Raw genomic sequence first — 25,433 nt, forward strand, 5'->3', positions numbered from 1 at the left:
GGAAACGTCCCGCTTCGGCGCCGGTGTCCGATCGCGGGCGCGCGGCGGCCGGACGGCCGGGAGAGGTGGACCGACCTGGATTAATTTCTTCCGCAAAGGAAGAAAGACCTTGCAAAGCATTGACGGGCCGCCGCGCCGGTCCCTAGCGTCACCGGGCGAAGGCCTTCCAGTGTGTACGGACACCCGCGTCGCCGCTGTACCCGGTGACCGAGTCCGCGCCGCTGCCGTACCGCCGGTGACGGCAAACCGCCGCCGCCGTGACCCCGGTGACGGCGACCCGCCGCCGCCGTACCGCGATGTTCCCCGCCGCCGCCCACCGTGGCCCGGCACCGCCGGTGGCCACCGTCTCCGCCCCACCGTCCCGCCGCCCGACCGGCGACCCCGCGTCGACGCCCCGCGTCCGACGGCGATGGCCGCTGCCCGGACCCGGGACAGTTCCGGAAGGATCCGCATGCGCATCAAGGCGTTCCTGCTACCCACGGCGCTCGCCCTGGCCCTGTCCGGGGTGCCCGCCGCCGCCCTCGCCTCCCCCGCCGACGCAGCCGCCGACCGCCACGGCGGCCGGGCGGGCGACGCCGTCGACCTCGACGTCCTCTTCGTCAGCGCCCACCCCGACGACGAGGCCGGCAGCCTCGCCACCCTCGGGCAGTGGAAGGAGAAGCACGGCGCCAAGGCCGGCGTCGTCACCATCACCCGAGGCGAAGGCGGCGGCAACGCCGTCGGCCTCGAAGAGGGCCCCCCGCTCGGCATCATCCGCGAACGCGAGGAGCGCACCGCGATCGGCCGGGCCGGGGTGGAGAACCTCTACAACCTCGACCGGGTCGACTTCTGGTACACGGCGTCCGCGCCGCTGTCCGAGCAGATCTGGGGGCACGACGACACGCTCGGCCAGATCGTCCGGGTGATCCGGCAGACCCGGCCCGAGATCGTCATGACCATGAACCCCTCGCCGACCCCGGGCAACCACGGCAACCACCAGCAGGCCGCCCGGTTCGCCGCCGAGGCGTTCCACGCCGCCGCCGACCCGAAGGCGTTCCCCGAGCAGCTCCGCAAGGAGGGCCTCAAGCCGTTCCGGGCCGCGAAGTTCCTGCGTACGGGCGGCACCGGCACCTCGGCCGCCGGGCCCGAGTGCGCGTCGAGCTTCGTGCCGACCGTCCCCACCGACCAGGTCTTCGGGGTCTGGGAGGGCACGCCGAGCGCCACCGGCAAGACCTGGGCCGAGATCGAGGTCGACGCCCGCCGGGAGTACGTCACCCAGGGCTGGGCCGGCACCGCCGCCGCCCCCACCGACCCGACGAAGATGCGCTGCGACTTCTACACCCTGGTCGACAGCCGCGTCCCGTACGACCCGGCGGACACCTCACCCGAGGCGATCCTGCGCGGCTCCGTGCTGCCGAACGCGGCCGGCGGGCTGCCCCGGGGCACCGAGCTGTACCTCACCACCGACCGGTTCGACCTCGCCCCCGGCGAGACCGCCAAGGTCACCGCGCACGTGCGAGCGCCCCGGGACCGGGCACTGGCCGCGCCGCGGATCGACCTGCGGCTGCCGCAGGGCTGGACCGCCAAGGGCGCCGGCGCGCTGCGCGGCAGCGTACCGGCGGGCAAGGAACGGACCGCGACCTTCACCGTCACCGTCCCCGCCGACGCCGACACCAACCAGCAGCAGCTCGTCGGCGCGACCCTGACCACCCGCCAGGGCGTCGGGCGCACCGACCGGGCCGTGCGGGTCGTCGCCGACGTGCGCGGCACCCTGGAGCCGCTGCCCGAGGTGGGCGTGTTCCGCGAGTGGGCCGGCGAGGGCGGGTACCCGCAGCTCGACACGCTGATCAAGCCGGTGCTCACCATCGGCTCCGGCAAGAGCCGCGCGGTCCGCGTCGACCTGCGCAACCACGGCAAGGCCACCCGCAGCGGCACCGTCACCCTCGGCCTGCCCGCCGGCTTCACCGCCGACGCGGCGACCAAGAGCTACACCCGCCTGGCCCCCGGCGCGACCGGGGCGGTCACCTTCACCGTCACCAACACCGACGCCACCCTGCCCACCGCCAACGAGGGCGGCACGGACGGCGACTACGGCATCACCATCACCACCACCAGCGCCGCCGGCAGCACCGTCGAGACCGGCGCGCTGGAGATCGTGCCGACCACCGAGGTCCCGCAGGCCGGCCACGACCACGCCGTCGACGGGGTGGCCTCGGCCGGCGAGTACCCCGGCGAGGAGCTGGACTTCTCCCGCATCTGGGAGGGGCAGGCCACCACGCCGCAGGACGCCTCCGCGAAGGGCCGCATCGCCTGGACCGCCGACGCCCTGAAGGTGTTCGTCCAGGTCACCGACGACGTGCTCGGCCGCAAGGTCGTGCCGCAGGACTGCAAGCGGCAGCGGCGCACCGACAGCGTCGAGATCATCGTCGACCCGTTGGGGAACTCGACCGACACCTCCACGGTGTTCAAGGCCGGCATCTTCCCCGTCACCGACGACCCGGCGGGCGGCGACCCGCCGTGCTGGCAGCGCGACGCCGACAACCGGCAGGGCCCGGGGGCGACGACCGCGCCGGGCATGACCGTGGTCAGCAAGGTGACCAGCCCGTACGCCGGCTACACCATCGAGGCCAGCATCCCGTTCGCGGTGCTGCCCGACGCGGTGGACCCGGAGCGGATGGGCTTCAACGTCCTCGTCTACGACTCGGACACCCAGGACCTCAGCTCCCAGTCCCGGCTGGGCTGGTCCACGTTCACCGGCGTGCGGGCCGACCCGTACCGCTACGGCCTGGCGACCCTGCCCGGCTACACCCCGGCGGCGCGGCAGCCCAGCGCCCCGGTCTTCCCGGACACCGCCGCGCGCAGCGTGCACAGCCCGCAGACCATCGCCCAGTCGGCGGTCGACGGGGTGGCCCCGGCCGCCGTGGCGCGGCTGCCCGAGAAGGCGCTGCGGCTGACCGACCAGCGCCGGGTCCCCGGCGGGGTGAAGGTCACCCTGCGCGCCGACCGGTCCGGCACGGCCTACCTGTACGCCTGGGACGGCTCCGCCGCCCTCGGTGACCGGACGGTCGAGCTGAAGGCGAACCGGTCGGTGACGGTCGTCGTGCCGGTCGCCTCGGGCCGGCCGACCGCCCTGCTGGCCGCGTACGAGTCGCACGGCGCGGCCGTGGCCCGTAGCCTCCCGCTGCGCTGACCCTGGTGAAAGGAGGGGCCCCTTGTTAACGCATTCTGTTGTACAAGGGGCCCCTCCTAACACCTGGGCCGGGGGGCGCGCGCCTCAGCGGAGGCGGTAGACCGCCGTCCGGGCGTTCGTGTAGCGCAGGTCGGCGAGCGTGGCCAGCGCCGGGGACTCCGGCGCGACCCGCCGGTCCACCAGCAGCCAGCGCACCCCGTACGTGTCGCGCAGGTCGGCCAGCCCGTCGGCGGTGGGGGCGGTGAACGCGGCGTCGTTGGCGCGCAGCCGTCCGGCGTCCCAGAACGGGGCGTACGGGCCGCCGGGCAGGCCCACCATCCGGGGCGCGAACGCCCACCCCTCCACCAGCACCGAGCGCTGCGTGTAGGCGCTGACCCAGAACGACCGGGCGTCGCACCAGCCGTTGACCACCGCCCGGCAGTGCGCGTTGGTGGCCACCACGTCGCCGGGTGCGCTGTGCTCCTGCACGTAGCGGGCCGCCGCCACCCGGGTCGCCGGCATCCGCTCCACCGGGTACGCCCCGCCGTTGGGGAACCGGCGCGCGGCGGCGGCGTCCAGCACCAGCCCCGGCGCGCCCGCGAACAGGGCGGCCGTGAGCAGCACCGCCCCGCCCCGGCCGGCGAGCCCCGGCCAGCGGCCGACCAGCGCCGGCCAGCACAGCCCGACCAGCAGCGCCACCGCCGCCAGCGCCGCCGCCCAGGTCAGCAGCGGCAGCACCGGCGCGTACGACGGGGTCGACGGCGACGCCGCCGGACGCCAGAGCTGGACGGCGGTGAGCAGCACGGCGAGCCCGGCCGCGCCGGCGCCGAGCAGCGCCCGGCCCCGCGCGCCCAGCGCGGCGGAGTCGACCAGCTCGGCCCAGCCCCACGCCGACAGGATCACCCCGAACGCGAAGCCGGCCCGGGTGAAGTACTGGTTGCTGCTGCCCGGGTGCCCCACCAGCAGGTAGATCGCCGGGCCGGCGAGCGCGCCGCCGAGCAGGAACACCTGCACCGGCTCCAGCCGCCAGCGGCGCAGCCGCAGCAGCGCCACCGCCCCGGCCAGCCGGAGCTGGAGGTTGAGCAGGAACGCGACGGACACCGCCACCCACAGCAGCGCGGTCGTCGCCGCCGGCCGACCCGTCGGAACGTACGGTCGCAGCCCCGAGAACGGGTCGACGGTCACCCCGTGGCTCTCGAACGCGAACAGCACGGCGGTGGCGAACAGCTGCGCGGCCAGCGCCAGCCCGGCCGCCGCCAGCACCGCCCGGGGCAGGGTGCGCCGGAACGCCAGCGACACCGCCGCGGTGAACGCCAGCGCCGCCAGCACCACCGGCACCGAGCTGGCCTTCGCCCCGGTCGACGCGGCCAGGAACAGCGCCGCGAGCACCCACGCGCCGCGCCCCAACGCCGGCGCCGTCGAGCCCCGGGCCCGCCCGACCAGCTCGCCGAGCGCCGCCACCAGCGGCAGGAGCAACACCCAGCTGTACGTCATCGACGGGCTGCCCCACACGATGAACGTGGCCTGGGTGCCGAAGAGCTGGCGGATCCCGTTCTCGTAGCCGAACTCGCCGACGGTGAACATCAGCGCGGCGGCGGCCACCCCCGCGTACGGCCGGCCGGTGACCCGCCAGCCGACCACCGCCGCCAGCACGGCCGCCAGCGCGCAGAGCGTCGGCACGCCCAACCGGAAGAACACCGTCGGCAGGTCCACACCGCTGACCAGGCTGGCCGCCGCGAAGTGGGCGAACCCGAACCAGTGGTAGTGCAGGGGCTCCTCGGCGACCTGCGGCACGTCCAGCGGCACCTGGTGGGTGGCCGCCCCGGCCAGGGAGAGCTGGAACGCGAGGTCGATGTATTGCGCCTGCCCCTCGTCGGTGGGCAGCACCGGGTTGACCCGCAGGAACGACTCGTAGAGGTAGAAAGTGAAGCCGGCGACCACCCCGGCGAGGGCCCAGGCCCAGCCCGTCGGCACCGGGGTGTGCCCGGTGGCCCGCCAGTGCCGGCGCAGCCGGGGCACGACGGCGAACGGCCCGAGCACCGCCAGGGGCCACAGCCACAGCAGGTGGGGCAGGCCGGCGGCGGTGAACGCCGCCCACCCGGCCAGCTCCAGCACCAGGCCGACGGCCGCGCCGAACGCCACGTCCTCGACGAGGGTGTGCGGGCGGCGGCGCAGCGCGCGGAACACCAGCGTTCCCGGCAGCAGCACGGCCAGCAGCACGTACCCGGTCCAGCGGGTCAGGTCGGCCACGGGGGTGCCGGTGGCCAGCAGCGCGGCGACGACGACGGCGTAGCCGGCGACGGCCGGGGCGTACCGCAGGGCGGCGGGACGCCGGGCTGGCCCGTCGCCGCCGGCCCGCGTGGCCGGGGCGGGTGCGGCGTCGGCGGTCGCGGGGCCCGGCGTGGCGGCGGCGCGGCGGCGGGGGCCGGTCGGGTCGGCGCCGCCGGTGGCGAGCGCGGTCACCGGAGGCTGTCGGCCAGCTCGGCCGCGTCGCCGGCCGCCGGACCGGCGGCGTCGGCCGCGCCGGGCCCGGCGGTGTCGCTGGCCACGAAGTACGCGGGGCGGCCCTGCACGGCCGTGTAGATCCGGGCCACGTACTCGCCGAGCAGGCCGAGGCAGAGCAGCTGCACCGCGCCGAGGAAGAGGATCGCCACGTAGAGCGAGGGCCAGCCGGTGACCGTCGAGCCGGCCAGCCAGGCGGCGACGGCGACCACCACCAGCACCCCGCACACGGCCACCCCGACCAGCCCCAGCCAGGTGGCCACGCGCAGCGGCGCGGCGGAGAAGCTGGTGACGCTCTCGGCGGCCAGCCCCGCCATCCGGGACAGCGGGTACTTCGTGCGGCCGGCGGCCCGCTCCTCGCGCTGGTAGGTGACCTCCCCGCTGGGGAAGCCGAGCCAGGGCACCACCAGCCGCAGCACGGGGCTGCGCTCGGGCAGCTCGCGCAGGGCCTCCACGGCCGCCCGGCTGAGCAGCCGGAAGTCGCCGGCCTGCGCGGGCACCTGCTTGCCGACCAGGCGGCGCATCAGGCGGTAGTAGCCGGCGGCGGTCCACCGCTTGAAGCGGGTGTCGCGGCTGCGGTCGGCGCGTACCCCGTAGACGATGTCGAGGTCGTCGGCGCGGGCCCGGCGCAGCATCTCGGCGACGGTCTCGGGCGGGTCCTGGAGGTCGGCGTCGAGGCTGACCACCCACCGGCCCCGGGCCCGCAGCACCCCGGCGACCAGGGCCGCCTGGTGGCCGCTGTTGCGGCCAGCGGGCGCGCAGCCCGGCCAGGCCGGCGGGGGTGCCGTCGGTGCTGCCGTCGTCGACCACCAGCACCTCGTACGGCTCGCCGAGCGCGTCGAGGACGGCCCGCAGCCGCGGGGCGAACAGCGGCAGCACGCTCTCCTCGTTGAACATCGGCACCACGACCGACAGCGCCGGCTCCGGTGGCGTCACGGGGCTCGCCTCCGTCTCGTCTGCGGCGCTCGGACAGCCGCACGCTACCAGCCGGGCCCGGCCCGCAAGGCCCGTGCGCGCCGACCGCCAACCGCCGCCGGTGGTCAGTTTCCGCAGGTCGTCGCGGGCAGCCCCGGCACCGGCACCGGGGCCCGGCCGGTCGGTCGGGCCCGGCCGGCGAGCACGTTCGCCAGGGCGGTCATCGACGCGGCGCTGGAGGAGTACGTGGCCAGCAGCGTCGGCGACTTCGCCTTCGCCAGCACGTACGGGGTGTCCATCGCCACGGTCACCGCCGCGTCGGCGGCGAGGTCGCCGCTGCCGTCGCCGTACCCGACGAGGTGCACCCGGGTGCCGCCGCTCGGCACCACCTGCACCCCGGCGGCGGTGAGCGCCTGCGTCAGCAGGTCGCGGGTCTTCTCCCGGCCGCCGGAGGAGGTGACCGTGACGGGGCCGGCGACCCCCTTCGTGCAGGAGCCGCGCAGCACGGTGACCGCGCCGGCGGCGAGCGCCTCGGCGGCCTGGCGGTGCTCCGCGTCGTTCAGGGTGGACATCGCCGGGGCGGGCGTGCCGGCCACGGTGAACTTCATGGTCAGCACCCGGGTCACCGCCTCGACCAGCCGGGCCCGGGGCAGCGAGCCGTCGCGCAGGGCGGCGAGCAGCCCGTCGTACGCCTGGGTGACGTTGGGCGGCATCAGGATCAGGTCGTTGCCGGCCTTGAGCGCCCGCACCGCCGCCTCCCCCGGCGACCAGCGCTTGGCGGGGGCCATGTTCATGCCGTCGGTGATCACCACGCCCTTGAAGCCGAGCTGGCCGCGCAGCACGCCGGTGAGCAGCTTGTGGGAGAACGTCGCCGGGGTGCCCGGGTCGACGGCGGTGACGTCGAGGTGGGCGGACATCACGGCGAGGGCCCCGGCGTCGATGCCGGCGGAGAACGGCGGGAACGCCGTGGCGTCGAGGACCTTGCGGCTCTGGCCGATCACCGGCAGCTCCTCGTGGGAGTCGGCGGCGCTCAGGCCGTGGCCCGGGAAGTGCTTGACGCTGGCCGCCACCCCGGCGCCCTGCAACCCGCGCACCGCGCCGGCCACCTGGGCCGAGGCGCGCTTCGGGTCCGCGCCGAACGACCGGGAGCCGATCACCGTGCTCCGGGTGACCAGCACGTCGGCGACGGGGGCGAAGTCGAGGTTGATCCCCATCGCGGCCAGCTCCTGACCGGCGGCCCGCCAGGCGGCCTCGGTCAGCGCCGGGTCCCCGGCCGCCCCGGCGGCCAGCGGGCTGGGCAGCAGGGTGACCCCGTCGGTGATCCGGGTGACCACCCCGTACTCCTGGTCGGTGCCGATCAGCAGCGGGGCCGCGCCGGCGGGCAGCTTCCCGGCGGCGTCGCGCAGGCCGGTGGTCAGCTCGCGGACCTGCTGCGGGTTGTCGACGTTGGTGGTCTCCTGGTTGCCGGAGGTCGGGTCGTCGGCGCTGAAGCCGACCAGGATCAGCCCGCCCAGCCGGTACTTCGCCACCATCTCGGCCGGGGTGTCCACCCCGGCGAGGGCCCGGTTGCCGGCGGCGGAGCCGGTGGAGACCTTCGTGGCGTTGTCGCCGTACGCGTAGGGCATCAGGACCTGGCCGACCAGGTCCTCGTCGGCGAGGGTGGCGACCAGGTCGGCGGCGCGGGCGGCCGGGTCGGCGGCCGTCGGCGTCGGCGCGCCCGACGGGGTCGGGTCGGCCGCGGCGGGGCTGGCCGACGGGGCGGGGCGGGGCCGGTCCGGCTCCCCCGTGCACCCGGTGAGCAGCACGGCGGTCAGGACGGCGAGCGCGACGCCGGCACGTCGCGGGGAGTTCGACACGCGGTCCATCCCACCAGTTCACCCCTTATCGGGGCAACTCGGCCCGGTCAAGTCACCGCGCCGGGGACCGGGGACGGGCGGCCGCCTCCGGGTGGACGCGCGTGGGGCGGCGCTCAGCCGACCCGGGTGAGCAGCGTCACCGGCGCGCCGTCGCCCGCGTACCGGTAGGGCTCCAGCTCGGCGTCCCAGGCGGTGCCGAGCGCCTTGTCGAGCGCGTGCGCGAGGGCCTCGGGTGCCCGGGCGGCGGCCATGATGCCGCGCAGCCGGTCCTCGCCGAGCTGGATGTCGCCGGCCGCGCCGACGGTCGCCCGGAACAGGCCCCGCCCCGGAACGTACATGAAGCGTTCGCCGTCGACGCCTGTGCTTGGTTCCTCGGTCACCTCGAAACGGATCATGGGCCACTGCCGGAGGGCAGCAGCCAGCTCGGCGCCCGTCCCCGGGCGACCGGTCCACCCGCACTCGGCCCGGCGGGCGCCGGGATCGACGGGCTGGGCCGTCCACTGCAGGTTGACCGGCGCGGCAAGGACGCGCGCGATCGCCCACTCGACGTGTGAGCACACGGCGAGCGGGGTCGAGTGGACGTATACGACGCCACGCGTTGGCACGGTGACCTCCCGGAGAGCGAGGTGCGTCTTCCCCTACGACCTCGACACCCGAGTGGCTGTTGGAACACATGATGACTGGTGGGACGGATGGTGCGCCAGGGAATCGGAAAATCCGCCGCCGCGGATCGGGCGCGACGGGCGCCGCCGTTCCCCGCCCCCGGCCGGAATGCCGGGCCGGCGGCCTCGGTTGTGACCTGGCGACAGTCGCGGTGACCAGCCAGGCATCGTGGTCGTGTACAGTTCTCTCGGCGGCTTGTGCCGCGCACATCTTCGGCGGGGCGAGGCTCTTCCCGGGCGTCACCCGTCACAGCCCCCGGACGTTCCCGTCCTCCCGTACGTCTCCAAGGAGTACCTCCGTGGCGAGCAACACCTCTAAGACCGCGCGCGCGTCAGTCCGGGCCGGCCAGGCTGGCCAGGGTGGGGCCCTCAGCGTGCTGGGCGAGTTCAAGTACCTGATCCCGCTCAACGGCGGCAAGCACGCCTACGTGCGGAACCTGACCAACGGCAAGACCGCGCACCTGCGCACCGACTCCGACGCCTTCGTCGAGGAGATCCGGGTGCTGGCCGCCGCCGGCCACGCCGCCAAGATCCGGGCCGAGCTGAACAGCCTCGCGGCCGCCCACCCCGACCACGGCTGGGACGCCACCGAGAAGCGCCTCGCCGAGGCCGGTGTCTTCGGCGGCTGAGCCCGCCCGCGACACCCGCTCGACCGCTTCACCTGCGCGACACCCGCTTCACCTGCGCCACCCCGAACCGCCCGCCGGGCCACCCGGCGGGCGGTTCGCCGTCTGCGCCCCTGCCCCGCGCCCCTCCGGGCTGCGGGGGGGGTGAGAAGGGGACCCTTCTCTACCGCAGGCGTTAAGAAGGGGCCCTTCCTTGCACAGGGTTGGCGTGGTGTCATGGCGGGTAGTCGGTTTGTTACTGCTGGGTCACCCGGCGGTGAAGTTTCCGTGGCGGCCCGAGGGGAGGCGGCGATGCCGGAACACGTCGAGGTGCGGCTCGCGGACGACGTGCGCCTGCACGTGGAGGCGTCCGGGCCGGTCGACGCCGAGGTCACCGCCGTCCTGCTGCACGGCTGGACGCTGGACGGGCGCAGCTGGCACCGGCAGCTCGCCGAGCTGCGCGAGCGGTTCGGCGACCGGGTCCGGGTGGTCACCTACGACGCCCGGGGGCACGGCCGGTCCGGCTGCATGGCGCTGCGTACCGCCACCCTGGCCCAGCTCGGCGACGACCTGGCCGCCGTGCTCGACGCCGTCGCGCCGGCCGGGCCGGTGGTGCTGGTCGGGCACTCGATGGGCGGCATGACGATCATGGAGTACGCGCACCGGCACCCCGGCCACTTCGCCGCCCGCGCGGCGGGGCTGGTGTTCGTCTCGACCACCGCCGAGGGGCACACCCACACCGTGTACGGCCTCTCCCCCCGCATCGCCCGGCTGATCCGGCTGGCCGAGACCACCGGCGCGGGGGTGCTGGCCCGCTGCGGCGCGTGGCGGCCGCCCCGGGCGCTGCTGCGCGCCCTGCGGCCCAGCATCCGCTGGATGCTCTTCGGCGACCGCTGCGACCCGACCGACATCCGGCTGGTCACCTCGGCGGTGGCCCGGGCCACGCTGCGCTCGATCGGCGGGTTCCGGGCGTCGATCGGGGCCCAGCACCGGCTGGACACCCTCGCCGCGCTGGCCCACCTGCCGGCGGCGGCGCTGGTCGGCGACCGGGACCGGCTCACCCCGCCGCCGTGCGCGGAGTCGATCGCGGCGGCCCTGCCGGCGACGGAGCTGACGGTCTGCCCGGGCGCGGGGCACATGCTGATGATGGAGCGGCCCGAGCAGGTGAACGCCGCCCTGACCGGGGTGCTGGGCCGGGTCCTGGCGGGCGTGCCGGAAGCGTCCGCGCCGCGCTGACCGGGGCCCCGACGGGGCCTGAGCGGGGCCGCGGTGGCGCTGACCGGGGGACCCGCGCCGGTCGCCCCGGACGTGGGGTGGATCGCGGCGGCGGCATGGCCCCGCGAACCCGTCGGCTGCTGGCCGTACCCTCACCCGGTCACCCCGGCGCGCCGCCGCGCCCCTGGCGCGGCCGATGCCGCCGTCTGCGAGGAGCCCGTACGTTGACCGACCGCACGACCCTGGAGCAGGAGATCGCCGCCGAGCAGCGGCACCTCGACCGGGTGTACGCCCGCCTCGCCGAGCTGCGCCGCTTCGCCGCGCAGGCCGAGAAGGACGGCTACCGCCTGGCCCGGGTGGGCAACTTCGGGGCGCTCGTCGAGCGGGACGCGATGGTTTTCCACGCCGCCCAGCGCCGGCACGTGCTCGACGCCGAGCACGAGGGGCTGGTCTTCGGCCGGCTGGACCTGCGGGAGGGGCAGGTGCTGCACGTGGGGCGGCTCGGGGTGCGCGGCGAGGACGCCGAGACCCTGGTGGTGGACTGGCGGGCCCCGGCCGCCGCCGCCTTCTACCAGGCGACGCCGGCCCAGCCGCTGGGCGTGGTGCGGCGGCGCACGATCTCCTCGTCGGCGGAGCGGGTGACCCGGATCGAGGACGACCTGCTGGACCCGGCGGCGGCCCCGCCGGACATGGCGGTGGTGGGCGACGGCGGGCTGCTGGCGACCCTGTCCCGGGCCACCGGCCGGGGGATGCGCGACATCGTGGCCACGATCCAGCGCGAGCAGGACGAGGCGATCCGCTCCCCCGCCTCCGGGGTCACGATCGTCTCGGGCGGGCCGGGCACGGGCAAGACGGCGGTGGCCCTGCACCGGGCGGCGTACCTGCTCTATTCCGACCGCAGCCGCTACGCGGGCGGCGGCATCCTGGTGGTGGGCCCGTCGGCGGTGTTCGTGGAGTACATCGCCTCGGTGCTGCCGTCGCTGGGCGAGGAGACGGCGACGCTGCGCTCGCTGGGGTCGCTGTTCCCGGGGATGGGCGCGACGCGCACCGACCCGCCGGAGGTGGCGGCGGTGAAGGGGTCGCTGCGGATGCGCCGGGTGCTGGAGCGGGCGGTGCGGGACGCGGTGCCGGGTGGGCCGGGCGAGCTGCGCCTGCTCTACCGGGGTGAGCTGCTGCGGCTCGACCGCCGGGAGCTCGACGGCATCCGGGACCGGGCGCTGGGCCGGGGCGCCCGCCGCAACGAGTCGCGCCGGGCGGGCTTCGACGGGGTGTTCGCGGCGCTGTGGGCGCAGGCCCGGCGGCTGGGCATCGGCCGGCTGCCGGAGCAGCGCGCGTTCGAGGACGAGATCGCCGAGCGGCCCGAGTTCCGCGAGTTCCTCAAGGCGTGGTGGCCGCGGCTGCACCCCCGGCACGTGCTGGGCTGGCTGGCCCGCCCCGACCGGCTGCGGCGGTACGCCGCCGGGGTCCTGTCCCGGGCGGAGGTCGGCCTGCTCGTCGAGGCGTACCGGTCGCTGGACGCCGAGGGGCTCACGATCGCCGACGTCGCCCTGCTCGACGAGCTGGACGCGCTGCTGGGCAAGCCGGTGCAGCCGAAGCGGGCGAAGCGCGACCCGTTCCAGCTCGCCGGGGGCGTCCGCGAGCTGAGCACGCACGCCGACCGGCAGCGGGCGGCGCGGGAGGCGGCCCGGGAGCGGCCGGAGGACTACCGCGACTTCGCGCACGTGGTGGTCGACGAGGCGCAGGACGTGTCGCCGATGCAGTGGCGGATGATCGGTCGGCGCGGCCGGCTGGCGTCCTGGACGGTGGTGGGCGACCCGGCGCAGACCGCGTGGACGGGGGACCCGCAGGAGCTGACCCGGGCGCGGGACGCGGCGCTGGGCCGGCGGCGGCGGCACGAGTTCGAGCTGACCACCAACTACCGCAACTCGGCGGAGATCTTCGCGGTGGCGGCGGCGGAGATCCGCCGGCTCTACCCGGACCTGGCGCTGCCCCGGGCGGTGCGGTCGACCGGCGTGGCCCCGGTCGAGCTGACCGTGCCGGCGGCCGGGCTGGCGGCGGCGACCGTCGCGGCGGTCGGCGAGCTGCTCGGCGAGGTGGAGGGCACGGTCGGGGTGATCACGCCGGTGCCGCGCCGCGACGAGGTCGCGGGCTGGCTGGCGGGCCGGGCCGCGCCGCGCCTGCAGGTGGTGACCAGCCTCCAGGCCAAGGGCATGGAGTACGACGGGGTGGTGCTGGTCGCCCCGGGCGAGATCCGGGCCGATCCGGGCTCGGGCGTGCGGACGCTGTACGTGGCGCTGTCCCGGGCGACCCAGCGCCTCGTCACGATCGACCCGACGGGCTGACCGCCCGCCCCGGCCGTTCCCGGGCCGGACCGCTGTCGATCACTTGCACATATTGCGATGTGAGCATAGATTGGGCCGGGCGGGGATCACGGACGGAGGGCGCGGGCGTGGGCGCAGGGCATGACCACCACCACGGGGCGGCGAACGTGGCGGACCGCCACTCGGGGCGGCTCTGGGCGGCGTTCGCGCTGCTCGCCGCGCTGATGATCGTCGAGGCGGCGACCGCGCTCGGCACCGGCTCGCTGGCGCTGCTCTCCGACGCCGGGCACATGTTCACCGACGTGCTCGGCATCGGCATGGCGCTCGCCGCGATCACCGCCACCCGCCGGGCCACCGCCGACCCGCAGCGCACCTTCGGGCTCTACCGGCTGGAGGTGCTCGCCGCGCTCGGCAACGCCCTGCTGCTCAGCGGCGTCGCCGTCTACGTCCTCGTCGAGGCCGTCCGCCGTTTCGGCGACCCGCCCGAGGTGACCACCGGCCCGATGCTCGTGGTGGCGGTGCTGGGCCTGCTCGCCAACGTCGCCGCGTTCGCCCTGCTGCGCAGCGGGGCGAAGGAGAGCATCAACATGCGCGGGGCGTACCTGGAGGTGCTGGGCGACCTGCTCGGGTCGGTCGGCGTGATCGGCGCGGCGGTGCTGATCATGGCGACCGGCTGGTGGTGGGCGGACCCGGCGGTGGCCGTCGCGATCGGCGTGTTCATCCTGCCCCGCACCTGGCGGCTCGGGCGGGCCGCGGTGCGCATCCTGGTGCAGGCCGCGCCGGAGCACCTCCAGGTGACCGCCGTGCACGACCGGCTGGCCGCCGTGCCCGGCGTGGTCGAGGTGCACGACCTGCACGTCTGGACGCTGACCTCCGGCATGGAGGTCGCCTCGGCCCACCTGACCATGGCGCCCGGCGCGGAGGTCGGCGCGGTGCTGACCGCCGCCCGCACCGCCCTGCACGAGGACTTCCACATCGAGCACGCCACGTTGCAGGTCGAGCCCGGAGCGGCCCGCGACGGCTGCGGCCCGGCCGGCTGGTGAGACGGGAATCCAGCAATTTTTGCGACATTCGCGGCCGAATAGCCGACTTGACAGGTTTCATCCGCGTACCCTCCGTCACGGAGGCAGCGCTGGCCCCATCTGCACCGGTAGGCTCAGCCCCGGCCACCGCCGGGCGGCGCCCTCCGGCGCCTGTGGTGGCCGCCGCCTAATCGCCCGTGGGCGAGCCGGGGAACCATGTGTGTGGGGTGCATCCGCTCCAGCGGTAGGGATCTTCCGTCCCGAACCCGTCAGCTAACCCGGTCGGCGGCTGACGGAAGGACACGCACATGCCAGTAGTGGCACCTGTAGGAAGGATCGCCGCCCGGGTGGCGGCGGCGCTGGCGCTGACGCTCGCCGTCGGCCTCGGGGTCGCGCCGGTGACGCCGGCCGGGGCCGCGCCGCCGGTCGGCCTGCTCGCCGCGCCCGGTGACGACGAGGAGGGCGGCACGCCCGCCCTGCGCGCCCAGCTCGAGGCGGCCAGCAAGGGCTACCTGGAGGCCAAGACCGCCCTCGACCGCTCGGTGAAGCGGCAGCAGCAGCTCGGCGGCCAGCTCAAGACGGTCGAGGCCGAGCTGGTCACCCGGGGCGCCAAGGTCGGCGAGATCGCCGGGGTGGCGTACAAGAAGGGCCGGCTCACCGCCGCCTCGGTGCTGCTCGACAGCAGCTCCCCCGAGGGGTTCCTCGACCGGGCCGCCGCGCTCGACACGATCGCCGCGAACGAGGACCGCGCGCTGCGCGAGCTGCTGACCACCCGGGACGAGGCGACGAAGACCCGGCAGGCCCTCGACGGCGAGATCCGCGAGCAGCGCAAGCAGGTCGCGCTGATGGGCAAGCGCAAGGAGCAGGCCGAGCGGGCCCTCACCGTGGCCAACGACAAGGCCAGCAGCAGCAGCGGCGGGTCCAGCCCGGGCGGCACCTCCAGCGCGAACGCCACCCCCGCGAAGCGCAACTCCGACGGCTCCTGGCCGGCGGAGTCGTGCAGCGTCAACGACCCCACCCCGGCCAACGGCTGCATCACCCCGCGCACCCTGCACGCGCTCAACCAGGCCAAGGCCGCCGGCTTCACCCGGTACGTCTCCTGCTACCGGCCCGGCGGCTCCGGCGAGCACCCGAAGGGCCGGGCCTGCGACTTCGCCGCGCAGAAGGGCGGCTTCGGCGGCGTGGCCAGCGGCGGGGACCGCACCTACGGCAACAACCTGGCGGCGTACTTCGTGCGCAACGCCGACCGGCTCGCCGTGCTCTACGTGATCTGGTTCAAGCAAATCTGGCTGCCCAGCAGCGGCTGGAAGGCGTACAGCGGCGGAAACGGGGACCCGTCCAGCGACCACACCAACCACGTGCACCTGTCGGTGATCTGAGCCACCGCGCCACGGCGGCCCTCCCCCACCGGGGGCGGGTCGCCGGGCGCTACGCCGCCCGGCCGAGCACCTCGCCGAGCCGGCGGGCCAGCCCGAGGTGCGCCGAGCGGGCCTGCCGGAAGGCGTACGCGAACAGCGGCGTCGGCGCGGCCAGGGTGATCTCCACGTCGACGCGGAGGAGGCCGTCCGGCTCGTCGCGCAGCCGGGTGTGGTTACGCACCGTCGTGGCCGGCCGCTGCCGGGCCACCGTGACGATCTCGTCGTCGGTCACCGTCAGCACGTCCGCGTGGTATGTCACCCCGAAGCGCACCGGCCCGGCGGCGAGCTGGTCGGTGATCGCGTAGCTGGCCAGGGCGCCCGGCCGGGGCGGCAGCCGGCGCACCCGCGTGATCAACGGATGCAGCTCGGTCTGCCGGGCGGGGTCACTGAGCAGCGCCACCGCCTCCGCCCGCGGGCAGCGGGCCTGGACCGAGTACTGGAAGCTCTCGCGCCGGGGCATCCGTCGATCGTCCCCCACCCGGGGGCGTGGGGGAAGGGCCGAACGCCCCGGCACGTGGACCTGCGCCGGCGGCCGCGTCAGGCGCCCGGCAGCACCTCGGGGGTGGCCGTGCCCGCGAGGTAGGGCTCCGGGGCGCCGAAGAGGCCGAGCAGGCCGGTCACCCAGAGCTGCCGGTGCACGAACCGGCTCGGCTCGGTGACGACCAGCTTCACCCCGCTGACCTCGGCGGTCTGGAAGCCGGCCACCATCGCGCTGATGCCGACGGAGTCGATGAAGGTGACGAGACGCATGTTCAGCTCGATGCGGGCGGGCCGCCCCTTGGTGAGCACCTCGGCGATGGCTTCACGCACCTCGTACGCGGTGTCGACGTCGATCTCACCGCGCGGGGCGATTTCGATGACACCACCGGAAAGAACCGACTTCACGATCGACAGGCTCACGCGAGCACCTCCACTCGCCCGTTGACGGGCGCCTCATCAGTACGCGGGCCGCGACCGAGAGTATTCCTCCGATGGCCTCGGTCGCCACCCCTCGGGATGAGCAATTCGTGGATCAGGGCAAAACACGCTGCCCTTATCCGGACTTTTCAGATCCTGTTTGCCGGACGACCGGCCCGGGGCCGGTGTCGCCGACCCAGGGTAGCGGTCTCCCCTGACCTTTGCGCGCACCCCGCACCCCGGGCGTGTGACCACCTTCCGTCACCGGCCGGACCCGCCGCCGTTGCCCGCCCCGCCTAGCATCGGCGGCGTCCACACCCGCAGCACGGAAGGAACCACCCCCATGATCCGGAGACTGGCCGGCCTGGCCGGCGTCGGCGCGCTGCTCGCACTCATGCTGGCCTGCGGCTTCGGCGGCGCCGGGGACGACGACGATGACGATGACGACGACGACTTCGCCCGGGGCGCGGCGGTGGTGTCCGTACGCTGAGGGCACGGCCGACGCGCCGGGGTTTGCGGCGGCGTCGGGCGGGGCACTGCCCCGGTGGGCGGACCGCGCCGGGACAGTGCCCGGCGCGTCGGCCGCCCACCGGTCCCACGCCGCAGTCCGAAGTGGCCGCAAGCTTCGGCACCCGAGGAGGTAGCACGATGTTCGGAACCAACCTGCTGGAGCGCCGCAGCAAGCCGGAGCGGATCGCGGACCAGGCCTGGCAGCACCTGGCCTCCGCCGTCGTCTCCGCCGGGGACAGCGTGCGCGACACCGCCCGCTCCGCCCGGCGCAGCGGCTCGGGCCTCGCCGACGACGCGGGCGACCTGGTCGGCTCCGCGGCCGACGAGGCGCGCCGCCGGGCGGTGCGGGCCTTCGACGCGCTCGCCGGTCGCCGGCCCGCCCTGCCCTGGGCGCTGCTGGTCGGGGCCGCCCTGGCCGGGGCGGCGATCGGCTGGGCCGCCGGTTCGGCGGCGCGGGCCGCCGGGCGGCGGGGCGAGCGCGACGTCGAGGAGATCGAGTTCGTCGACGTCGACCGGCCCAACTCCCCGGTCGGCCTGGACGGCTGAGCCGCCCGGCGAATACCCGAGCCCCTTCGAGACATGCACCGGGCCGGCCTCCGTGCGGGGAGGCCGGCCCGGCGTCTCGGGACCGCGCGGGGCGGTCAGTGTGCGGTCAGTTGGCCGTGCAGGTCAGGATCGCCGGGGTCGAGTTGGCCCCGGTCCCGCTGGCGACGAAGCCGAAGGTGGTGCTGCCGCCGACCGGCAGCGCCCCGTTCCAGCCCGCGTCCCGCACCACGACCTGCGCCCCGGTCTGGGTGTAGGTGCCGCCCCAGAGCTGGGTGATCTGCTGGCCGCCGGGGAAGTTCCAGACCACTCCCCAGAAGCTCTTCGGCGAGCCGCTGTTGTTCTTCACGGTCACCTCGCCCTGGAAGCCACCGGACCAGGAGGTCGTCACCTTGTACGTCGCCGAGCAGGCCCCGGCCGGAACGGGCGTGCCCGTCGGGGTCGCCGGAGGCGTCGTGACCGGAGGCGTGGTGGCCGGGGGCGTGGTGGCCGGCGGGGTCGTCGCGGGCGGGGTGGTCGCCGGCGGGGTCGTGACCGGGGGCGTCGTCGCCGGCGGGGTGGTCGCCCCGCCGAGCCGGTCGGCGACGATGATGCCCCGCCCGTTGGTGCCCAGGTAGGCCCGCCCGTAGACGCGCGGGTCGCCGGTCAGGGCCTCGCCCGCGTTGCCGTACTGGTGCTTGTCGTCGTTGATCCGGACCCAGGCCGCGCCGGTGTTGTCCGACCGGAACAGGCCGGCCTGCCCGTCGACGGTGCCGAAGACGAACAGCGCCGGGTACGTCTGCCCGGGGGCCGCCTTGCCGAAGCCCACGTTCACCGCCGACGACACGCCGGCCTGCTTGGCGAAGGTGGCCCCGGAGTCGGTCGAGCGCCACAGCCCGCCCTCGCCGGCCAGCCAGATGTCGCCCTCCTTGCCGGGGACGGCCTTGAACTTCACGTTTCCGGTGCTCGGCAGCCCGGTGGCCGCCGACGCGGTGAAGCTCGCCCCGCCGTTGGTGCTGACGTAGAACCTGCCGCCGGAGAAGCCGTAGAACTTGTTCTTGTTGACCCGGTCGGACTCGACGACGGCGTTGGCCGGGATCCCGGTCGCCGCGGTCCACGAGTTGCCGAAGCCCACCGAGCGGACGACCTGCTGGCCGGCGTCGCCCGGCGACCAGACGAACTGGCTGCCGTCGGCGGACGCGGCGACGGTGCCGCCGTTGTTGATCCCGCCCGGCTCGCTGCCCTGGAACCAGTTGGCCCCGCCGTCGGTGGAGAACGCGACGTGGCTGTCGTTGGGGCGGTCGGCGTCGGTGAAGTTGCCGGCCCGCACCATCGTCGCCGGGTTGGCCTCGGCGTAGTCGATGCTGGTGGTGCTGGTGAAGACCGGCTGGCTGAAGATCTTCGCCGGCACCGCGTCGAGGTCGGTGTGCCGGAAGCCGCCGAGGTCGCCGAGCGCGCTGACCAGCGGGGCCCCGGTGGGCGGGCTGATCAGGTCGAGCACGGCGGTCTCCTCCAGGCCCTTGACCATCGGCTTGATGGTGAGCTGGCCGCCGGTGTCCCACTTGGTCAGGTCGGTGCTGCCGTAGATGGTCGCGCCGGTGCCGTACATGAACCGGTTGGAGTCGTGCGGGTCGATCTCGACCGACTCGTTCATCCAGCCCAGCTTCGGCGTCTCCTCCGGCGGGGCCGGGTTGGTGCCGAAGGTCAGCCACGGCACCGAGGAGATGTCCATGGTGTACTTCTTGCTGCGGTCCGGGTAGCTGGTGAACTCCCAGATCCGGGACCAGGTCGCGCCCCCGTCGGTGCTGCGCCAGAAGATCGCGTCCGGCCACCAGGAGATCTGGGTGGCCACCATCAGGGTGTTCGGCTTCTGCCGGTCGATGGTCAGGCCGGAGTAGCCGAAGTACGCGTCGGAGCTGGACGACGGGATCGGGCTGATCTGCGTCCACGCGCCGGTGGCCCGGTTGAACTTCCACACGTCGCCCTTGGCCCCGTCGTACGGGCCGCCGGTGTCGCTGGTGGCGATGTAGAGGTAGCCGCCCACCGGGTCCACGACGCCCTTGTGGGCGAGGTAGCCGGTCGGCTGGCCGGGGATCCGCTCCCAGGTGGCGCCGCCGTTGGTGCTGCGGTAGACCGGGTTGGCCTTGTCGGCCACGCCGACGTAGATCGTCTGGGTGGCGTTGCCGGCCGTGCCCGTGCTCTTGTCGAACGACACCCAGGTCAGGCCCTGGTTCTGGCTCTGGTAGCCGGTGGTGTCGTTCGGGTCGGCCTTGTAGTTGCCGACGTTGGGGAAGTTGGCGACCTTGGCCCAGGTCGCGCCGTAGTCGGTGCTGCGCCAGAGGCCGTTGCCGCCCTCGGCGCCGTAGTAGATCGTGCTGTTCTTGTTCGGGTCGACGGCGAGGCGCTCACCCATGCCCCGGCCGGGCATGTTGCCGCCGTTCTTGAACGGCAGCTCGGTGGCCTGCCAGGTCGCGCCCTTGTCCGACGAGCGCAGGATCGCGCCGTTGTTCGGGTCCCAGTCGTTGGTGTACATGCCGACGGCGGCGTACACCCGGTTGGTCTGCACCGGGTCGGTGGCGACGCTGACCACGCCGTTGTAGCCCCACTTGTCCGCGCCGACCCAGTCCAGCAGCGGCGTCCAGGACTGGCTGGCCTGCTCCCAGCGGTACAGGCCGCCGATGTCGGTGCGGGCGTAGATCAGGTTCTTCTCGGTGGGGTTGAAGACGACGCCGGGGACGAAGCCGCCACCGTCGATACGTACGTTCTTGAAGGAGTACGGCTCCGAGGCGGCCGCGACCGCCTCGGTGGACGGGGCGACGGTGAACTGAACGGCCACGACTGCCGTGGCGGCGGCCAGCACGGTGGTGACCGCGCCGACAAGACCTCTCCGCATCTGCGGTTTCCTCTCGGGGATGCCCGTGATGGTGGGACGAGCACGACGTCGGCGGTCGACGGACGACCGTGCCCAGGCCCGACGTCGGGGCGCGGGAAGCCTGCCCGGGCTTCCCACCGGCGCGCGCGGCTCCCGCTGCCGAGGAAGGCATTCACGGTAACCTCTACCGGGCCGAGTTAGGAAGCACTCCCAACAAACTCGCCCGGCCGGCGGGCCGGCGACGGCCGATCAGTCGAGGTGGGAGACGTGCCAGTCTCAGTCGAGGTGGTAGACGTACCCGTCGCCCACGGCCTCGCGCCGCACGCCCAGCCCGTCCACCGGCCGGGTCTCCGCGCCCTGCCACGGGGTGCCCGCCGTGTAGGCCGGCAGCACCACCACCGTGCGCACCCCGACGCCCCGCAGGTACGCCACCGACGCGGCGTCCGGGAAGCCCGTGCTCGCCGCCCGGATCTCCTGCTGCTTGGCCGGGACGAACGACGCCAGCCCGTTGACGATCTTCGGGAAGCCGTCGGTGGACCAGAGCATCACGTGGAACTCCCGGATGCCGTCGCTGGGCAGCACCAGCGCCGGCCCACGCAGCCCGTGCATCGCCGCCGGCGCGACCGGGGCCGGCACGTGCGGCGTCCGGTTGACGCCCTCGGCGAGCACCAGCAGCACCGGCAGCACCAGCACCAGCCGCCCCCAGCGCCGCCACCCGCCGCCCGGCCGCCCCGCCTCCGCCGCGCCCGGCTCCGAATCGGTGTCGCCCACGGTCAGCGCCCCGGCGGCCAGCACGCCCAGCAGCAGCGTCGTCCACAGCACCAGGCGGCCCGGGGTGCGCACCCCGTCCCAGCCCGGCACGTGCTCCACCAGCGTGACGTACCCCGGGTCGCCGTCCCCGCCCAGCGTGGTGCCGGCGGCCAGCGCCACGGTCACCAGCGCCCCGACGGCCAGCGCCACCCGGTGCCGCACCCGCCAGGCCGACACGAACAGCCCGGCGGCGGCGAGCCCGATCAGCACCATCCCGGGCAGCAGCGTCATCTCCCCGGCGAAGGTCAGCGAGGCCCGCGCCGTCTCGTGCCGCTCCCCCCACAGCCACGACTCCGGCGGCGCGGTGAGGAAGCCGCGCAGCGGCGGGGAGAACATCGCGATCTGCTCGACCGTGCGCCGGCCGTCCGGGTGCCGGGCCACCACCTCGAAGTAGGGCGCGGCCATCAGCAGGGTCACCCCGGCGAAGAACACGCCGCCGGCCAGGTCCGCCACCAGCAGCCGGCGGCCGAACGCCGGCCGCCGCCGGTGCCGCCACCACGACCAGCCGTACCCGCCGGCCGCGCCGAGGCAGAGCAGCGCCAGCGCGTACGCGAAGGGCAGGCCGATGCCGAAGCCGAGGCTGACCTGCCAGGCGGCGACCGCCCAGCCGGCCACCGCCCAGCCGGGGCGCGCCCGCTCGGGGCGGTAGCCGTGCCGCAACGACCAGCCGTGGCCCCGGGCCAGCATGGCCAGCGCCAGGGCGATCCCGCCGATGCTGAGCACGTGCAGGTGCCCGGCCTGGGCCAGCTTCCACGGCGCGTACGCGAAGGACGCCCCGGCCACCGCCGCGCCCGCCCGGCCCGCGCCGAGCTGCCGCGACAGCGCGTACGCGCCGACGAAGGCGAGCGCGTGCACCAGCACGTACAGCAGGTTGTAGCGGGCCACGGCGGCGACCGACCCCTCGCCGAAGAAGCCGAACGGGGCGTAGCCGAGCAGCGTGTCCGAGTACGCGTACGTGTACGGCTCCGGCCAGAACGTGTTCGAGTGCCAGAGCTGCGTCGGGTTGGTGAGCACCGCGTGCCCGCCCCAGGCGACCTGCCACGCCTGCAACGTCGGGTCGCCGACGTCCTGCGGGATGGTGCCGGTCAGGTCGCGCACCGTCGGCCAGGTCAGCACCACGGCCAGCAGCAGCGAGCCGAGCACCGCGAGGGTCCACTCGTGCCGGGCGAACCGGGCGAGCCGTCCGGCCACCGCCCGCCCCCGACCGACGGCCGCCGGCGGCCCGGTGACGTCGACCGGTGCCGCCTCGCCAACCTCACCCATCGCCTGCTCCCCGCTCCCGACGGTCAACGCCGCCCCAGATCGTGCCGGACCGCCCGCCGTCTTGTCGACCATCATCACTGCAAGGAAGGGCCCCTTGTTAACGCTCTCTGCATAGGAAGGGCCCCTTCCTAACCGCGCGGCCCGGGGAGCGGCACGGGCGGGCCGTCAGATCAGGCGCAGCTCCCGGGCACGGCGGACGGCCTCCCGGCGGCGGGTGGCGTCCAGCTTGCGGTAGATGTTGCGCACGTGCGTCTTGACGGTGTTCACCGACAGGGACAGCTCGGCGGCGATCTCCACGTTGGACAGGATGCTCTGGAGGTAGCGCAGGATGGTCAGCTCCCGCTCGGTGAGCGGCTCGTCGAGCGCCCGGTCCGACGCCGGCTCCGGCGCGGGGCCCGGCCGCGCGGGCGGCTCCTGCGCCGCGTGGACCAGGTCGCTCACCGTCGGCCAGTGGGCCGTGCCGGAGTCGAGGTGCGCCGCGAGCAGGTCCCGCACCCCGGGCTCGGCCCGGGTGAACGGCCGGCGGAACCCCTCGTCGGCCGCCAGCTCCAGGACCCGCTCCAGCGTCCGCCCGGCCCGTCGGGCGTCCCCGGCCCGTGCGGCGAGCGCCGCGTCGAGCAGGCCGGCGTCGAGGCGCACCGGCAGCGGCCAGGCGGCGGCGTCCGGGCCGTCCCAGCGCGGCAGGGCGCGGGCGGCGGCGGCCGGGTCGCCGGCGCGCAGCTCGACCCGGGCCAGGGCCACGGCGGCCGCCCCGGCCGGGCCGCCCGGCCGGGGCGGCGCGCCGGCCAGCAGCTCCCGGGCGGCGTCGGCGTCGCCGTGGGCGGACCGCAGGTCCGCCTCGGCGGCCAGCAGCCAGGCCGCCAGCTCCCCCGCGGGGCCGTCGCCGGTCGTCGGTGGGGCGAGGGCGTCCCGGGCCGCCGCCAGCAGGCGTCGGCCGGCGGCCGGGTCGCCCCGGTCGCGCAGCAGCGTCGCCCGGCACAGCGCGGCGAGCGCCGCCGCCGCCGGCTCGTCGGCGGCCGGGCCGGCCAGCGCCAGGTGCGCCTCCGCGTCGTCGGGCCGGTCCCGGTGCAGCGCGACGACGGCCAGCGCCAGGTGGGCGTACGCGCAGTCGGTGCGGCAGGACCAGCCCTGACCGGGCGGCATCGCCAGCGCCTCCCCGGCGGCCCGCTCGGCGGCCCGCAGCTCGCCGAGGGCCGCGTGCAGCAGGGCGGAGCGGCTCGCGCAGAGCAGCTCGGTGCGTGCCCGACCGGCCGCCCGGGCCGCCGCGAGCGCGGCGTCGAACTCGGCCGCCGCGCCCCGCAGGTCGCCGCCGGAGAGCGCCACCAGGCCGAGGGCCGCCCCGGCCGTCGCCCGCACGTCGGCGTCGTCGGCCGCGCCGGTGCGCGGGTCGTCCGCCGACCCCTCGGGGGTACGCGTGGCGAGCAGGCGCGCCGCCCCCCGGCGTACCTCGTCGTGGTCGCCGGCCAACCGGGCGAGGGTGACCTCCAGGGCGACGGCCAGCCGACGGAACCGGTCCCGGCGCGGCACGGGCAGCGACCGCGCGTGCCCGGCGGCCCGGCGCAGCTGCGCGGCGGCGGCGTCGGCGTCGCCCGCGTGGGCCCGCTCGGCGGCGGCGGCCAGCGCCAGCTCGGGGTCCCGCCGGACGGCGGCCTCCGGGGGCGCGGCGGGGACGGGCCCGCCCGCGCCCTCACGGTCGTACGGCACGAGGTCCGGCCAGCCGGTGACCAGCAGCTCGGTGGCCGCGTCCCAGCGCCCGGCGGCGAGGGCGTGCCGCAGCGCCTCGGCGGGGCGGGCGTGCCCGGCGTACCAGTCGGCCGCCCGCCGGTGCAGGTCCCGGCGCTCCTCGTCGGTCAGCTCGCCCAGCTCGGCGCGGAGCAGGTCGGCCAGCAGGGGATGGCAGCGGTACCAGGGCGGCCGGCTGTCGTCGCGGTCCACGAAGCCGCCGGCCGCGGCCAGCGCGGTCAGCGCCCGCCCGGCGTCGCGGCGGCCGGTCAACGCGTCGACCAGGTCGGCGCTGACGGCGTCGGCCACCGTGCTGCGGCGCAGCGCGTCCCGGGCCGCGGCGTCGAGCGGGTCGAGCACCTCCGCGCGCAGGTAGCCGGCCACGTCCGGCTCGTCGCCGCCGAACTGCTCCAGCCAGCGCACCGGGTCCGGCCGGTCCCGCGCGGCCAGCACGGCCAGCCGCAGCCCGGCCGCCCAGCCGCCGGTACGCGCGCGCAGCCGGGGCACCGCCGCGGCCGGCAGGAGCACGCCGTGCGCGACGAGCAGGTCGGCCACCTCGTCGTCGGTGAAGGCCAGCTCGGCGGGGCCCACCGTGGTCAGCTCACCGGCGAGCCGCAGCCGGTGCAGCCCCGCCGGCGGGTCGGTGCGGGCCCCGGCCACCACCCGCAGCCGCCCCCCGGCGTGGCGGAGCAGGAACTCCAGGCCGGTCAGCGCCGCCGGGTCGGCGACCCGGTGCACGTCGTCGAGGACCAGCAGCACCGGGCGGTCCCGGGCGGCGAGCGCGGCGGCCAGCAGCTCCAGCCGGTCGGGCCGGGCCGGGTCACCGGCGGGCGCGTGCGGGTGCAGGGCGGCCGTCAGGTACGCCCACAGCCGCGCCCCCGGGTCGCCCGCCTCGACCGACACCCACGCCGGTGCCGGCTCGACGGTCCGGGCCCACGACCCGAGCAGCGTGGTCTTGCCCCAGCCGGCGGGCGCGGTGACCAGGGTGAGCGCCCCGGCGACGCCCTCGTCCAGCCGGCGCAGCAGGCGGGGCCGGACCAGCACCGGCTCGGGCGGCGGGGCCGGCGTGAGCCGGGACGCCAGCAGCGGCCCCACCGGCCCGGGGTCGGCAGCCACGGTCGCGCCGTCCACCTCGTGCTGCGTCATGCGGCACCCCCACGCCACGCGTCCCTC

17 protein-coding genes, 1 pseudogene and 1 riboswitch are annotated in these 25,433 nt (G+C 75.8%); of the genes and pseudogenes, 8 read left to right on the forward strand and 10 right to left on the reverse strand.

Annotated elements, in window-relative coordinates:
• The first annotated feature begins 451 nt into the window (after positions 1-451).
• On the forward strand, positions 452-3,169 hold the full coding sequence (locus O7628_RS04445) for a PIG-L family deacetylase (RefSeq protein ID WP_278128542.1): 2,718 nt from the start codon (positions 452-454) through the stop codon (positions 3,167-3,169).
• Between the two features lie 84 nt (positions 3,170-3,253).
• Here O7628_RS04445 and O7628_RS04450 read toward each other — a convergent pair whose 3' ends face one another.
• From O7628_RS04450 to O7628_RS04470, 5 genes and pseudogenes are all read right to left on the reverse strand, one after another.
• Positions 3,254-5,611: a hypothetical protein gene (locus O7628_RS04450; RefSeq protein WP_278136459.1), complete on the reverse strand. Its 2,358-nt coding sequence runs from the start codon at positions 5,609-5,611 to the stop codon at positions 3,254-3,256.
• Positions 5,608-6,360, reverse strand: coding sequence for a glycosyltransferase (locus tag O7628_RS04455; protein WP_278136208.1), 753 nt, complete (start codon positions 6,358-6,360; stop codon positions 5,608-5,610). Before O7628_RS04455 ends, O7628_RS04450 begins: the two co-directional genes overlap by 4 nt.
• Positions 6,361-6,463: 103 nt before the next feature.
• A pseudogene (locus O7628_RS04460) lies at positions 6,464-6,547 on the reverse strand (hypothetical protein); the annotation flags it as partial.
• 143 nt (positions 6,548-6,690) lie between these two features.
• Positions 6,691-8,430 carry a glycoside hydrolase family 3 N-terminal domain-containing protein gene (locus O7628_RS04465; RefSeq protein WP_278128543.1) on the reverse strand — a complete coding sequence of 580 codons (1,740 nt, stop codon included), beginning with the start codon at positions 8,428-8,430 and terminating at the stop codon, positions 6,691-6,693.
• A 104-nt stretch (positions 8,431-8,534) separates the two neighbouring features.
• Positions 8,535-9,026, reverse strand: coding sequence for a DUF3145 domain-containing protein (locus tag O7628_RS04470; protein WP_278128544.1), 492 nt, complete (start codon positions 9,024-9,026; stop codon positions 8,535-8,537).
• A gap of 356 nt (positions 9,027-9,382) precedes the next feature.
• Between O7628_RS04470 and O7628_RS04475 the strand changes: the two genes are divergently transcribed.
• From O7628_RS04475 to O7628_RS04495, 5 genes are all read left to right on the forward strand, one after another.
• On the forward strand, positions 9,383-9,712 hold the full coding sequence (locus O7628_RS04475; protein ID WP_074474676.1) for a hypothetical protein: 330 nt from the start codon (positions 9,383-9,385) through the stop codon (positions 9,710-9,712).
• Between the two features lie 288 nt (positions 9,713-10,000).
• A complete protein-coding gene (locus O7628_RS04480) occupies positions 10,001-10,924 on the forward strand; it encodes an alpha/beta hydrolase (protein ID WP_278128547.1) in 924 nt (307 codons plus the stop codon).
• Between the two features lie 203 nt (positions 10,925-11,127).
• Positions 11,128-13,245 (forward strand): AAA family ATPase, encoded by a 2,118-nt coding sequence (locus O7628_RS04485; RefSeq protein ID WP_278128549.1) that lies wholly within the window; start codon positions 11,128-11,130, stop codon positions 13,243-13,245.
• A 107-nt stretch (positions 13,246-13,352) separates the two neighbouring features.
• Complete coding sequence (locus O7628_RS04490; RefSeq protein ID WP_278128551.1) at positions 13,353-14,267, forward strand: cation diffusion facilitator family transporter; 915 nt, start codon at positions 13,353-13,355, stop codon at positions 14,265-14,267.
• Positions 14,268-14,420: 153 nt separating this feature from the next.
• A riboswitch (cyclic di-AMP (ydaO/yuaA leader) is annotated at positions 14,421-14,550 on the forward strand.
• A gap of 4 nt (positions 14,551-14,554) precedes the next feature.
• The gene (locus tag O7628_RS04495) at positions 14,555-15,625 is read left to right on the forward strand and encodes a hypothetical protein (RefSeq protein ID WP_278128552.1); all 1,071 of its coding nucleotides are present in this window, start codon (positions 14,555-14,557) and stop codon (positions 15,623-15,625) included.
• 49 nt (positions 15,626-15,674) lie between these two features.
• Here O7628_RS04495 and O7628_RS04500 read toward each other — a convergent pair whose 3' ends face one another.
• Together O7628_RS04500 and O7628_RS04505 are read right to left on the reverse strand one after the other, a co-directional pair.
• Positions 15,675-16,124, reverse strand: a complete 450-nt coding sequence (locus O7628_RS04500; protein WP_278128553.1) for an SRPBCC family protein — start codon at positions 16,122-16,124, stop codon at positions 15,675-15,677.
• Between the two features lie 77 nt (positions 16,125-16,201).
• Positions 16,202-16,564, reverse strand: a complete 363-nt coding sequence (locus O7628_RS04505) for an STAS domain-containing protein (RefSeq protein ID WP_043966924.1) — start codon at positions 16,562-16,564, stop codon at positions 16,202-16,204.
• A gap of 340 nt (positions 16,565-16,904) precedes the next feature.
• Between O7628_RS04505 and O7628_RS04510 the strand changes: the two genes are divergently transcribed.
• Both O7628_RS04510 and O7628_RS04515 read left to right on the forward strand, forming a co-directional pair.
• Complete coding sequence (locus O7628_RS04510) at positions 16,905-17,051, forward strand: hypothetical protein (RefSeq protein ID WP_165878219.1); 147 nt, start codon at positions 16,905-16,907, stop codon at positions 17,049-17,051.
• Between the two features lie 158 nt (positions 17,052-17,209).
• Complete coding sequence (locus O7628_RS04515) at positions 17,210-17,617, forward strand: hypothetical protein (protein ID WP_074474671.1); 408 nt, start codon at positions 17,210-17,212, stop codon at positions 17,615-17,617.
• Positions 17,618-17,723: 106 nt separating this feature from the next.
• Here the strand turns inward: O7628_RS04515 and O7628_RS04520 are convergent, their stop codons facing one another.
• The 3 genes from O7628_RS04520 to O7628_RS04530 all read right to left on the reverse strand — a co-directional run bounded on the left by O7628_RS04520 (position 17,724) and on the right by O7628_RS04530 (position 25,406).
• Positions 17,724-20,486 (reverse strand): cellulose binding domain-containing protein, encoded by a 2,763-nt coding sequence (locus tag O7628_RS04520; protein WP_278128558.1) that lies wholly within the window; start codon positions 20,484-20,486, stop codon positions 17,724-17,726.
• A 255-nt stretch (positions 20,487-20,741) separates the two neighbouring features.
• Positions 20,742-22,538 (reverse strand): hypothetical protein, encoded by a 1,797-nt coding sequence (locus O7628_RS04525; protein ID WP_278128561.1) that lies wholly within the window; start codon positions 22,536-22,538, stop codon positions 20,742-20,744.
• Between the two features lie 165 nt (positions 22,539-22,703).
• Positions 22,704-25,406 carry a LuxR family transcriptional regulator gene (locus O7628_RS04530; protein WP_278128563.1) on the reverse strand — a complete coding sequence of 901 codons (2,703 nt, stop codon included), beginning with the start codon at positions 25,404-25,406 and terminating at the stop codon, positions 22,704-22,706.
• Between the last annotated feature and the right edge of the window lie 27 nt (positions 25,407-25,433).

Source organism: Micromonospora sp. WMMD956 (assembly GCF_029626125.1).
Classification (GTDB): domain Bacteria; phylum Actinomycetota; class Actinomycetes; order Mycobacteriales; family Micromonosporaceae; genus Micromonospora; species Micromonospora carbonacea.

Bases quoted from the DNA above. Each gene is read 5' to 3' on its own strand.
- O7628_RS04445 (WP_278128542.1), top strand. From the start codon at position 452: ATGCGCATCAAGGCGTTCCTGCTACCCACGGCGCTCGCCCTGGCCCTG.
- O7628_RS04465 (WP_278128543.1), bottom strand. From the start codon at position 8,430: ATGGACCGCGTGTCGAACTCCCCGCGACGTGCCGGCGTCGCGCTCGCC.
- O7628_RS04480 (WP_278128547.1), top strand. From the start codon at position 10,001: ATGCCGGAACACGTCGAGGTGCGGCTCGCGGACGACGTGCGCCTGCAC.
- O7628_RS04495 (WP_278128552.1), top strand. From the start codon at position 14,555: ATGCCAGTAGTGGCACCTGTAGGAAGGATCGCCGCCCGGGTGGCGGCG.
- O7628_RS04500 (WP_278128553.1), bottom strand. From the start codon at position 16,124: ATGCCCCGGCGCGAGAGCTTCCAGTACTCGGTCCAGGCCCGCTGCCCG.
- O7628_RS04510 (WP_165878219.1), top strand. From the start codon at position 16,905: ATGATCCGGAGACTGGCCGGCCTGGCCGGCGTCGGCGCGCTGCTCGCA.
- O7628_RS04515 (WP_074474671.1), top strand. From the start codon at position 17,210: ATGTTCGGAACCAACCTGCTGGAGCGCCGCAGCAAGCCGGAGCGGATC.
- O7628_RS04520 (WP_278128558.1), bottom strand. From the start codon at position 20,486: ATGCGGAGAGGTCTTGTCGGCGCGGTCACCACCGTGCTGGCCGCCGCC.
- O7628_RS04525 (WP_278128561.1), bottom strand. From the start codon at position 22,538: ATGGGTGAGGTTGGCGAGGCGGCACCGGTCGACGTCACCGGGCCGCCG.
- O7628_RS04530 (WP_278128563.1), bottom strand. From the start codon at position 25,406: ATGACGCAGCACGAGGTGGACGGCGCGACCGTGGCTGCCGACCCCGGG.